This is a genomic window from uncultured Sulfitobacter sp., assembly GCF_964021855.1.
GTDB lineage: Bacteria > Pseudomonadota > Alphaproteobacteria > Rhodobacterales > Rhodobacteraceae > Sulfitobacter.
The window spans coordinates 193,200-204,786 of record NZ_CAXHZD010000002.1; the positions used below are offsets into that span (position 1 = coordinate 193,200).

Annotated in this window: 13 protein-coding genes; 3 read left to right on the forward strand and 10 right to left on the reverse strand. The window is 55.2% G+C overall.

What is annotated here, in order from left to right:
• The first annotated feature begins 1 nt into the window (after position 1).
• From AADJ11_RS07165 to AADJ11_RS07175, 3 genes are read left to right on the forward strand one after another with little or no spacing between them, the layout of a single operon-like run.
• Positions 2-1,216, forward strand: coding sequence for an ABC transporter permease subunit (locus tag AADJ11_RS07165; protein ID WP_341233846.1), 1,215 nt, complete (start codon positions 2-4; stop codon positions 1,214-1,216).
• A 1-nt stretch (position 1,217) separates the two neighbouring features.
• Positions 1,218-2,513 carry an amino acid ABC transporter permease gene (locus AADJ11_RS07170; RefSeq protein ID WP_341233847.1) on the forward strand — a complete coding sequence of 432 codons (1,296 nt, stop codon included), beginning with the start codon at positions 1,218-1,220 and terminating at the stop codon, positions 2,511-2,513.
• Positions 2,514-2,528: 15 nt separating this feature from the next.
• Positions 2,529-3,299: an amino acid ABC transporter ATP-binding protein gene (locus AADJ11_RS07175; RefSeq protein WP_093917665.1), complete on the forward strand. Its 771-nt coding sequence runs from the start codon at positions 2,529-2,531 to the stop codon at positions 3,297-3,299.
• A 30-nt stretch (positions 3,300-3,329) separates the two neighbouring features.
• On the opposite strand, the gene AADJ11_RS07180 is transcribed toward AADJ11_RS07175, so the two are convergent.
• From AADJ11_RS07180 to rpmH, 10 genes are all read right to left on the reverse strand, one after another.
• Entirely contained in the window at positions 3,330-3,830 is a 501-nt protein-coding gene (locus AADJ11_RS07180) for a histidine phosphatase family protein (RefSeq protein WP_341233848.1), read from the reverse strand.
• A 1-nt stretch (position 3,831) separates the two neighbouring features.
• On the reverse strand, positions 3,832-4,695 hold the full coding sequence (gene argB, locus AADJ11_RS07185) for an acetylglutamate kinase (RefSeq protein ID WP_341233849.1): 864 nt from the start codon (positions 4,693-4,695) through the stop codon (positions 3,832-3,834).
• A gap of 29 nt (positions 4,696-4,724) precedes the next feature.
• Positions 4,725-5,375 (reverse strand): ribosome biogenesis GTP-binding protein YihA/YsxC, encoded by a 651-nt coding sequence (gene yihA, locus AADJ11_RS07190; RefSeq protein WP_341233850.1) that lies wholly within the window; start codon positions 5,373-5,375, stop codon positions 4,725-4,727.
• Entirely contained in the window at positions 5,375-6,127 is a 753-nt protein-coding gene (locus AADJ11_RS07195; RefSeq protein WP_341233851.1) for an MOSC N-terminal beta barrel domain-containing protein, read from the reverse strand. The genes yihA and AADJ11_RS07195 overlap by 1 nt, the downstream gene beginning before the upstream one ends.
• A complete protein-coding gene (gene yidC / locus AADJ11_RS07200) occupies positions 6,127-7,968 on the reverse strand; it encodes a membrane protein insertase YidC (protein WP_341233852.1) in 1,842 nt (613 codons plus the stop codon). Before yidC ends, AADJ11_RS07195 begins: the two co-directional genes overlap by 1 nt.
• Positions 7,969-8,083: 115 nt before the next feature.
• Positions 8,084-9,631 carry a GGDEF domain-containing phosphodiesterase gene (locus AADJ11_RS07205; protein WP_341233853.1) on the reverse strand — a complete coding sequence of 516 codons (1,548 nt, stop codon included), beginning with the start codon at positions 9,629-9,631 and terminating at the stop codon, positions 8,084-8,086.
• 124 nt (positions 9,632-9,755) lie between these two features.
• On the reverse strand, positions 9,756-10,583 hold the full coding sequence (ttcA, locus tag AADJ11_RS07210) for a tRNA 2-thiocytidine(32) synthetase TtcA (RefSeq protein ID WP_341233854.1): 828 nt from the start codon (positions 10,581-10,583) through the stop codon (positions 9,756-9,758).
• 114 nt (positions 10,584-10,697) lie between these two features.
• Positions 10,698-10,919 (reverse strand): membrane protein insertion efficiency factor YidD, encoded by a 222-nt coding sequence (gene yidD, locus AADJ11_RS07215; RefSeq protein ID WP_341233855.1) that lies wholly within the window; start codon positions 10,917-10,919, stop codon positions 10,698-10,700.
• A complete protein-coding gene (gene rnpA, locus AADJ11_RS07220; RefSeq protein ID WP_341233856.1) occupies positions 10,916-11,332 on the reverse strand; it encodes a ribonuclease P protein component in 417 nt (138 codons plus the stop codon). The genes yidD and rnpA overlap by 4 nt, the downstream gene beginning before the upstream one ends.
• Positions 11,333-11,357: 25 nt before the next feature.
• A complete protein-coding gene (rpmH, locus tag AADJ11_RS07225) occupies positions 11,358-11,492 on the reverse strand; it encodes a 50S ribosomal protein L34 (RefSeq protein WP_184562158.1) in 135 nt (44 codons plus the stop codon).
• Between the last annotated feature and the right edge of the window lie 95 nt (positions 11,493-11,587).

Consider the following 11,587-nt stretch of genomic DNA (forward strand, 5'->3'; position numbering starts at 1 on the left):
GATGACGACAATGTCCGACCCTCAACAGGGCTCGTTCCGGCTGTCGATGTTGCTGAACGACACCCGCTATAGATCCTATACATTCCAATTTATCGCTTTGGTGCTGTTGATTGCGCTGATGGCCTTTTTGGGCGTCAACTTGATGCGCAACCTCGCCGAAGCGGGCCTCAATATCTCGTATGATTTCTTGGGCGTTCCAGCGGGTTACGATATCAACCAAACGCTGATTGACTATAATAGCCAATCCACGAACCTTCGGGCGGCGATGGTTGGTATTATCAACACCTTGCTTGTTGCATTTCTGGCCTGTCTGACTGCCACCGTGATTGGTGTGATCGCCGGTGTTGCGCGCCTGTCGAAAAACTGGCTCGTGTCCAAGCTGATGTCCGTTTATGTCGAGATTTTCCGCAATATCCCCGTGCTGATCTGGATCTTGATGATCTACACGCTGATGACGGCGGTTCTGCCTGCGCCAAATGCGTTCCGCGGTGACAACGCGACGTCTAGCATGTTGTTTGATGCATTCGCCTTTACCAACCGCGGTGTTTATATCCCCGCGCCAGTTTGGGGGCCGGGCTCGATGATGGTCGTTGCGACCTTCATTCTGTCGATTATCGCAGTGGTTTTCTATCGCCGCTACGCCGTCAAACTGTTGTTTGAAACCGGTAAGCTGTTGCCAACAGGCTGGCCGACCTTGGCGATCCTGATTGTCCCAACTCTTTTGATGTTCTTCATCATGGGCAGCCCCATCGGGTTGGATATGCCTGCGCTGAAAGGGTTTAACTTTCGCGGTGGTATTCAAATTGGCGCGCCATTGATCGCACTTTGGCTGGCATTGTCGGTTTATACTGGTGCCTTTATCGCCGAAAACGTACGTGCGGGCATTCAGGCCATTCCAAAAGGCCAGACCGAGGCCGCGGCGTCGCTGGGCTTGCGCCCCAAGCGCGTGATGAACTTGGTCGTCTTGCCGCAAGCCTTGCGGGTGATCATTCCACCGCTGATTTCGCAATACCTGAACATCACCAAAAACTCGTCTCTGGCAATCGCGGTTGGCTATGCCGACATCACGGCGACGCTGGGCGGGATCACCTTGAACCAGACGGGCCGCGCGATCGAGTGTGTGCTGTTGTTGATGCTGTTCTATCTCACGATCTCTTTGTCGATCTCTGCGATTATGAACGTCTACAACAAAAACGTCAGCCTGAAGGAGCGGTAATATGTCAGATACACATGCCCAAACCGTTACCTATGTCCGTGATACGATGCTGCCTCAGGCCGCGCCGCCATCAACGGCACAAGGCCCGGTCAAATGGGTCCGCGAAAGTCTCTTTTCGTCGATCCCATATACCATCCTGACCATTGCCGCGCTGTATGTGATCTATGTGCTGCTTTCCGGCTTCCTGCCTTGGTTGCTGGGCGGCGTCTGGACGACATCCAACATCCGCGAATGTCGTGAAGTATTGGATGGCGCGACAGGGGGCTGTTTCTCGGTTCTGGCCGAGCGGTGGAACCAGCTGTTGTTCGGTATTTCGTATCCGCAAGACGGATACTGGCGCCCGACATTGGCCTTTGTGCTGCTGTTCGTTGCTGTTGCACCGGTTCTGTTTTCAAACCTGCCGCGTCAGTTGCTGATCGTTACTGCGCTGTATCCTTTCATCGCATTCTGGTTGATCTGGGGTGGCTCGCTGTTGGTGCCTGTCTCGGCGCTCGTCAGCATTGTCATCGGCTATGTCGTCTATGGTAAACTTGTGAAAACAAGCTTTGCAGCCGGACTGGCAGGCGGTGTCGTCGCCGCTGCGGTGGTTTGGTTTGTCTTGAGCATGATCACACCAAGCTTGTCGGGCGTTCTCGCGCTTGAGGAAGTGGTGTCGCGGAACATGGGTGGCTTTATGCTGAACATGATCCTTGGGGTGGTCTGTGTGTCGCTTTCGCTGCCTTTGGGTATTCTGCTGGCCCTTGGCCGTCAGTCTCGCCTACCGATCATCAAGATGATTTGCGTGGTGTTTATCGAATTCATTCGCGGCGTGCCGTTGATCACCTTGCTGTTCGTGGCAAACGTGGTTTTGGCATATTTCTTGCCACCGGGAACCAGCTTTGACCTGATCTTGCGTGTGATCATCATGATCACGATGTTCGCATCAGCATATATCGCCGAAGTTATTCGTGGCGGTCTGGCGGCGTTGCCGCGTGGTCAATACGAGGGCGCGGAAAGCCTTGGCCTTGATTACGCGCAATCCATGCGTCTGATCATCCTGCCGCAGGCGTTGAAGATCTCGATCCCGGGCATCGTGAACGTGGCAGTGGGGCTGTTCAAAGACACCACACTGGTTTCGATCATTTCGATGTTCGATCTCGTGGGCATGATCCGCGGTCCGATCCTCGCCTCGACCGATTGGAACGGCGTTTATTGGGAACTCTGGGGCTTTGCCGCCCTTCTGTTCTTCGTCGTTTGCTACGGCATCTCGCAATATTCACAATGGCTGGAACGTCAACTCCAGACCGACCACCATTAAGGAAAGGCTGTTATTATGGCTGAACAAGCAAAAGCACTACAGGTCTCGGACGAGGTCGCCATTAGCATTCAAGGGATGAACAAGTGGTACGGCACATTTCACGTGCTGCGCGACATTGATCTGACCGTTTACCGTGGCGAACGTATCGTCATCGCGGGCCCATCGGGTTCCGGTAAATCGACGCTGATCCGTTGCATCAACGCATTGGAAGAACACCAAAAAGGCCTGATCGAAGTTGATGGCACGGTGCTGTCTTCTGATGTGAAAAACATCGACAAGATCCGGTCAGAGGTTGGCATGTGCTTCCAGCACTTTAACCTCTTCCCGCATCTGACGATCCTTGAGAACTGCACGTTGGCACCGATCTGGGTACGCAAAACACCCAAGAAAGAAGCCGAAGAAATCGCGATGCATTTCCTTGAAAAGGTTAAGATCCCTGATCAAGCGGACAAGTACCCCGGTCAGCTTTCCGGTGGTCAGCAGCAGCGTGTGGCGATTGCGCGCAGCCTTTGTATGCGCCCGCGCATCATGCTGTTCGATGAACCGACATCTGCGCTTGACCCCGAGATGATCAAAGAAGTCTTGGACACCATGGTCGAGCTGGCCGAAGAAGGCATGACCATGCTTTGCGTGACCCACGAGATGGGCTTTGCCCGTCAGGTCGCCAACCGCGTGATCTTTATGGATGAAGGTCAGATCGTTGAGCAAAACGAACCTGAAGAGTTCTTTAACAACCCACAAAGCCCACGGACACAACTGTTCCTGAGCCAGATTCTGGGTCACTAAAAATACCAGTGGGGCGAGGGAAACCTCGCCTTACTGCTGCGGCGCGGGGAGATCGCGGGGCACGACGAACTGATCCATCGTACCCATACGCCATTTAACATCCGCCCAATCCTCAACATTAAATGTCGCAACAAGCGTTGCACCCGTGGGATAGTCGGTGATCCCGCCGTTGTCTGACGTTTCGATAATCATTCCGGCCATCGTGCCGATGCCGGGATTGTGGCCGATGATCACGACGGTATCGCCTGATGCGCCCCGTAGCGTGGCCAAGATCGTTTCTGGATCAGCGAGATACAGATCGCGGGTAAACTGCAGGTCGGTGTCAGGACCAAGCGCCAGACCTTCCAACGTTTCGGCGGCGCGTGTGGCGGTCGAACACAGAACGGTATCGGGGCTGATCTTTTGTTCACGCAGCCAATCACCAAGCGCTGTGGCACTGGCGCGGCCGCGCGCATTTAGGGGGCGATCATGGTCGGATGTCGCGCCTGACCAATCCGACTTTGCATGCCGCATCAGGACAAGACGTTTCATCTTAACCCTTGCGGATGATGCTGCCGGCACCATGCTCGGTAAACAGCTCAAGCAGGCAGGCATTAGGTGCACGACCGTCAAGGATGACAGCGGCGCGCACACCCCCTTCGATTGCGTTCAGGGCGGTTTCCGTCTTGGGAATCATGCCGCCAGCAATCGTCCCATCTGCGATCATTTCGCGAATTTGGGCGGCTGTAAGTTCGGTCAGCACCTCGCCATCGGCGTTCTTGACGCCTGCAACGTCCGTCAACAACAGCAGGCGGTCGGCCTTTAGCGCGGCAGCAATTGCACCGGCTGCGGTGTCGCCGTTGATGTTAAATGTCTCGCCGTTGCGGCCCATGCCCAAGGGGGCAATGACCGGAATGATGCCCTTGTCTGCCAGATCACGCAAAAGGCGGGGGTTAACCTCTTTAGGGGCCCCAACAAGGCCCAATTCGGGGTCTTCTTGGTCGCAGATGATTAGACCGCTATCTTTGCCAGACACGCCCACACAGCGCCCGCCTTGGGCGGTGATGGCTTGCACGATACGCGCGTTCACGAGGCCGGACAAAACCATCTCGACCACTTCCATGGTCGCGGCGTCGGTCACACGTTTGCCGTTGATAAATTCAGATTTGATATCAAGCCGCTTGAGCATGCTGTTGATCATCGGGCCACCGCCGTGGATGATCACAGGGTTCACGCCAACCTGACGCATCAGGGCGACATCGCGGGCGAATTCTTCCATCGCCTCGTCGCTGCCCATGGCATGGCCGCCCAGCTTGATCACCACCGTGGCGTCGGCATAGCGTTGAAGATAGGGCAAAGCCTGGCTTAGGGTTTGCGCTGTGGCGATCCAGTCGCGGTTCATCTCTTGTTTTCTCATTCTATGCCTAAGGTACCCAAGGGTGTATTCTACGTTAACGTGCTGATAATCGCACGCAATGTCGGAATACCCCAACCCTTTTCCGACGATGTCACGACGATTTCCGGATAGGCAGCGGGGTGTTTGGCAAGAGCAGCGCGAACTTGATCCAGGATCTTGGCGCGCTCTGCTTCTTTCACTTTGTCAGCTTTGGTCAAGACGCACTGAAAGGTCACCGCAGAACTGTCCAGCAGGGACATAATTTCATCATCAACCTTTTTGACGCCATGGCGCGCATCGATCAACACAAAGGCCCGGCGCAATGTTTGGCGACCGGATAGATATTGCTTGAGCAGACGCTGCCATTTCTCGACCACGGGCAGGGGAGCATTCGCATAGCCATAGCCCGGCAGATCGACGAGGTAATGATCGTCGCCTGCGGTGAAATAGTTAATCTCTTGCGTCCGGCCCGGTGTGTTCGAGGCCCGCGCGAGGGCTTTCATACCCGTCAAGGCGTTGATCAGGGTTGATTTACCGACGTTCGACCGCCCGGCAAAGCAAACCTCCAACCGGTCGGCGGGTGGCAAGCCGTCCATGGCAACCACACCTTTAACGAACTCGGTCTCGCCCGCGAACAGCAGCCGGCCCTTTTCAGCGGTCAGCGCGTCGGGTTCTTCTGCGATATTGAATTTAATTTGCATCAGATTACCTCTGCTTTTGTGCCAAGCGCGATATCGCCTGATGTGATGACCTCAGCATAGACGCCAAAATTCTGATGTCCAAATACGCTGTTCAAAATATCCAGCGTCGCTGTGTCGCGTTCGCCTGTAATCGGGTTTGTGTTAGTGACGGGGCACCGTTTGATCGGCTCGCGGATGCGCAATACGGCGTCTCCGATTTTGACGTCGCGGCCGATCCAGCCAAATTCAGACCATGCTGCTATGTCGTCCAGCCAGATATTACCGCGCCAGCGTTCTTTGGTGATCTCAACCCCCAAGGCATCCGCGACCGCGCGGTGCGATGCCGTGTTCATGATGGATACCGACGGATAGGTGGTATCCGTCATCCCCCGGTTCGGTGCCGCAACGATGGCCGTTGGTGCCGCACGGTTGGATGGGCAAAGCGGTGCAACCCAGTCAAGGAAACGCGCAGTTTCAGCAGGGTCGTCGGGGTGAAAGGTCAGTGGGGGAAGGGCCTGATGTGTCAACGTAATGGCACGGTCAGCTTCATCCATTGTCGCCCATATCCCGGCTAAGCCGGGGGTGCGCGAGCCGATCATAAAGTTATTGCAGCTCGCCCATTTGGGCGCGCCTGCATCAAACTTCGTCGCCTCATGCGTCACGGCCCATACCCGATCCCAAGGCATGGTCGCGCCCTGAGTAAGGTGCACCCTCTCAATCGCCTCGCGCCCGTGGCTTTTTATCGGGTGCCGGTAAAGGGCGCAGACCTGCATTACTTTTTGCCTTTGGACGGTGCCTTAGGATCGTTTGCAGCGGCTTTGTCCTTGCGTTTCAGCCCGCTTGTGATGTTCCCAAGCAGATCAGGTTTATACCCTTGGCTGCGCATGATCAGGTACTGCTGCGTAAATGTGATGGTGTTGTTCGCGATCCAGTAGACGACCAGACCCGATGCAAAGCCACCCAGCATGAACATGAATACCCATGGCATCCAGGCGAAAATCATTTGCTGTGTCGGATCTGTGGGGGCCGGGTTCAGCTTTTGCTGAAGGAACATGGATATGCCCAAAAGCAGCGGCAAAATACCGATAAAGACCAAGGCCATGATCGAACCCGCATCAGGTGAAGCCCATGGCAGAAGGCCGTAAAAGTTGAAGATCGATGTGGGGTCAGGCGCGCTCAGGTCCTGGAAGGGACCAAAGAAAGGCGCATGGCGCAGTTCGAGCGTGACAAAGATCACCTTGTAGAGCGAGAAGAAGATCGGGATTTGCATTACGATCGGCAGGCAGCCCGCTGCGGGGTTTACCTTTTCGCGCTTGTACAGCTCCATCATGCCTTGCTGAAGCTTTTGGCGATCTTCGCCAGCGTCCTTCTTCAGCTTCTCCATCTGGGGCTGAAGCTCTTTCATCTTTGCCATCGAGACATATGATTTATAGGCCAGCGGGAACAACAGCGCCTTGATCAGCAGGGTAAGCCCGATGATGGCGACACCCATGTTGCCGATCAGCAGGTTCAGGTGGTGCAGCACCCAGAAGATTGGCTTGGTCAGGAAGAAGAACCAGCCCCAATCGATCGAGTCGATAAACTTGTAGACACCTTTTGCCTCATACTCGCGCAGAATTTCCCATTCCTTTGCGCCGGCGAACAACTGGGTTGTCACTGTCGCGGTGGTGCCCGATGCAATCGTTTGGGTTGGCAACACGGCTTCGGTCTGGAAGATTTCGGTGTTTGGCAGATATTTGACCGTCAGGCGCGATGCCTGCGCGGGGTCGGGGATAAGGTTGGTCATGAAATAGTGACCGGTAAAACCGATCCAGCCGTTCGTGACGCCGTCAATCCGTTCAGATGGCACACCGTTAATCGGATCAAGGTCCGGAATATCGTCCCAACCTGTCTCAAGAAGTTCGCCATTGTTCATGGCGACCATACCTTCGTGAAGAATAAAGAAGTTTTGTGCGTCAGACGGAATGCCGTGCCGGGCAATGATCCCATAAGGGGCCATCGTCACAGATGTATCGGATGTGTTTTCAACCGATTGCGCGACGTTGAACATATAGTTTTCATCGATGGAGATAACCCGAGAGAAAATCTGACCCGCTCCGTTATCCCATGTCATCGTAACAGGGCTACCCACCGTAAGGGTGTCGCCCTCAGTCAAGGACCAAAGCGTGTTGGGACCAGGGACTTGTTCGGGCGCGATGCCTGCACCAGCGGCCCAGCCGTAAAGCGCGTAATAGGCATCATCAGTGCCGGCGGGCGACAAGAGCGTCACAATCGGTGCGTCGTCGTCAATTGTCGTCCGGTAATCTTTGAGCATCAAGTCATCGACCCGGCCACCCAAAAGCGAGATGGACCCGGTGAGGCGTGCAGTCTCGACCGGGATGCGCGGCGCTTGTTCAAGGGCATCTGACCGGGTTTCGGAGGACGCAGGCGTTGTTGCCGCATTTGTGCCGGTTGGCACCGTCGCGATTGGCGCAGCGGTGTCACCCGAGGTTGCCGCGGCCGTTTCCTGAACGGTGGGTGCGGTTTCCGGAGGGGGGAACAGTACGAACCACCCAAGGATCACTATGAAACTTAGAACCGTCGCTATGATGAGATTCTTGTTCTGATCGTCCATATGACCGCCACCTGATGTCTATAATATCAGCGTGGGTTCAACAGAGTGCAGCACCAAAGGTCAAGCAGATTCGGCCTTTCGCCTGTAGTATTGAAGTTGGTTTCGTACCACGGAACTATGCTTTTCCACCCATGATCCTTGGAACATCGTGCAGTTTGGCGTTATGCGCTTCGATCCACGCAATTGTTTCATCCATGGGCATCGGGTGCGCGATCCCGAACCCTTGGACATGGTCGCAGCCAAGTTGGGCCAGAATGACGTGTTCTCCAACGGTTTCGACCCCCTCGGCCAACGTCTCTACGCCCAATCTTTCCGCCATGGTAAGGATCGCGCTGATCATACGTTGTTGTTCAGGGTCACGGTCGGCCCTCAAGACAAAGGAACGGTCGATTTTTATGCGGTTTACGCCAAACCGTCGGATCGAAGTGATAGAGGCGTGGCCCGTGCCAAAGTCGTCTAGATCGATCCGGCAGCCCAAGTCGCCCAATGCATTGATGTTTCGGGTGATCATGTCATCAGGCGCGCTTGCAACGACTGTTTCAAGCACCTCAATCGCCAGCCTGTCAGCTGTGAGGTCGAAGCGATCCAATTCCCAACTGATCTTTCGAATGAGTAAGGGGTTGCTGAGCTCAGAGCCCGCGAAATTCACGCCGATTTGCGGCACATGTAACCCGGCTGCATCCCAGCTTTGTACTGCTGCGAACGCGTGATACATCATCATCTCGGCAAGCCGTTCTGACAATTCAGCCTGTTCCAGCGCAGGCAGGAAATCTGATGGCAGCAGCATGCCGCGGGTGGGGTGGGACCACCTTGCCAATGCCTCGAACCCGCTGATTTGGCCGGTTTCTGTCGATATCTGGGGTTGGAACCAAGGCATGATCTGACCATTCTCAAGCGCCTGAGCAACTTCGTCGATTAGGGCCGCAGAATGTGCGGTTGGCAGTATCATGCGGTCGGTAAAGGCGCGGATGCCAGATGGCCCGTGGCGCGTTGCCTCTTTCAGCGCGGTAAGTGCTGCACCCAACCAACCTTCGCCAGTGTTGCTGGGCGATCTGCTGTGTTGGCAAAATCCGACAGAGACCGAAACGTAAATAACGGTGCCGTCAATGGAAATGGGGTCTTCCGACACGCGTTGCAGCCTAGCGGCCATTTGGATGCAAAGCTCAAGATCAAGGTGCCGCACCGGATCAAGGCAGACGGCAAAGGTGACGTTGTCGACGATGCCCACGCTGTCCTTGTCACGGAGGGATGACATCAAACGCTCTGAAATCTGCGTTCGGACCTGATCCGTTGCGGCTTTTCCAAAGCGGTTTTGTAATTCGGCAAAATCCTCGATCTCGAAAGAAAATATGGCAGATTTCCACCCGATTTCAGTCGCTTTTAGAAATACCTGATCGGCCAAGTCTTTGAACGCATTTGGTTGTAGGAGGCCTGTCACCCCTTCGCGGGCCAGAAGCAGTTGGTTGGCTGACCCATAAATACTGCCTAGAAAAAGATAGGTCAGGGGGATGGCGACGGCGCAGATCAGTAACGCTTCTTCGCCGCCGAACCAGTAGGTAGACAGGCAAAGGGCGGGTAAAAACGCCAGCGCCGGGGGGCCGGTCATGATCGTGGAAATGCTGCGTCCCAAGTGTAGAACTGTTGCCTGCAAACTGCGCGCCATCGTTAAACCCCCATCTGACGCGGCTTGCGCGTCGTTGGAACAGCACTAGGGGCTTGCTGGTATCTGTCAGGTTAATGTTCCTGTTTTCTTCCAGCCTGAATGCATAAGATTAGACGAAATTCTGCTAGGTATTTCGGGTCAACGCAGCAAAATCGAACAGTTTCGGGTCCAACAAATGGGATGGTCTGGCGTTCATCAGGGCGCGGAACATCACCTGACGACGGCCGGGACTGTTGGCTTCCCAGCCATCTAGAATCGCCTTGACCTGTTGACGTTGCAAGCCGTCCTGCGATCCACATAGATCACAAGGAATAATCGGGTAATTCATAGCGTTAGAGAATTTTTCGCAGTCAACCTCAGCGACATGAGCGAGGGGCCGATAGACAAAAACATCGCCTTCTTCATTCAGCAGTTTAGGCGGCATCGTCGCCAGCCTTCCGCCGTGAAACAAATTCATGAAAAATGTCTCTAGAATATCATCGCGGTGATGGCCCAAGACAACCGCGCTGCAGCCTTCTTCGCGGGCGATCCGGTACAAATGGCCACGACGCAACCGGCTGCACAGGGCACAGAACGTCCGGCCGGCAGGTATTTTATCCATCACGATTGAATAGGTATCTTGATATTCTATGCGATGCGGAACGCCCATTTTCTCAAGGAAGGCGGGCAGAACGGTTGCTGGAAAATTCGGTTGGCCCTGATCCAGATTGCAGGCAATCAGCTCAACCGGTAACAACCCGCGCCATTTTAATTCATGCAGAATAGCCAGCAACGTATAGCTATCCTTGCCGCCTGACATGCAAACCAGCCATTTGGTTCCGGGTTCGATCATGCCATATTGTTCAATCGCCTCGCGCGTGTGCCGCACAAGCCGCTTGCGCAGTTTGCGAAATTCGGTGCTTTGGGGCGCACCGTAAAAAAGCGGGTGAATATCGTCAGGTTGATCCAGCATGGGCTTGGCTTAGATCAACTGCATGCGCCGATCAAGCGGCGGTTTAAGTCTGGCGCGCGCGATGGCCGCATTTTGTTAGGAGCTTTGACTGTAAACCGCAGGGCAAACAGGCAGCTAGTCCGGCACGTTATCAATGCCGCTGCCACCCCACGGATGACAGCGTGCAATACGGCGGACGGCAAGCCAGCCACCTTTGATGCCGCCATGTTTGTTTAAAGCCTCGAGCGCGTAGGCGCTGCATGTTGGCTGATAGCGGCAGTTTTGGCCGATCCACGGACTGAAAACCAAGCGGTAAACATGCACCGGACCAGCGAGAATGCGCGCCAATATTGTCATTTGGCTTTGCCGTGTAAGATGTTTAGCGCTTTGATAAGATCAGCCTGAAGCTGCGAAAAGGGGATGCTGGCGGTCGCACCCTGCCGCCCAATTAGCACGTAATCCATTCCGTCGCGCCCGTGATCTGGCAAAGCCAAACGGGCAATTTCGCGCAGACGGCGTTTTGCACGGTTGCGCGCAACGGCATTTCCGACCTTTTTCGAACAGGTGAACCCGACACGGACGCCTTCGGCCTCGTCGGGCGCGCGTTTGCGCATCTGCAGGATAAATCCCGGCATGGCGACGCGGGGCGATCTGGTGGCCCGTTGAAAGTCGGGCCTGTTTTTAAGGGTGGTCAAACGCAAAGAAACCGCCGGAAGCGGTTCCCGTTGGGCGGCGTTGGTGCCATCCATGGGTGCTTCCGACGGAGTCATAATTGCAAAGTCCTGAAAGCGCGAATTACGCGCTCAGTTCTTTCCGGCCTTGGGCACGGCGCGAGTTGATGATCTTGCGACCCGCTTTTGTTGCCATACGTGCACGGAAACCGTGGCGCCGCTTGCGCACAAGGTTTGAAGGTTGAAAGGTGCGTTTCATCGCTCCGGCTCCACTTAATACGTTAGATCAACACCAGATTCGGCGCATCACTGTCAATTCAAGCCCTGCCTCTAAAGCTGCTGCGCCCGCAAGTC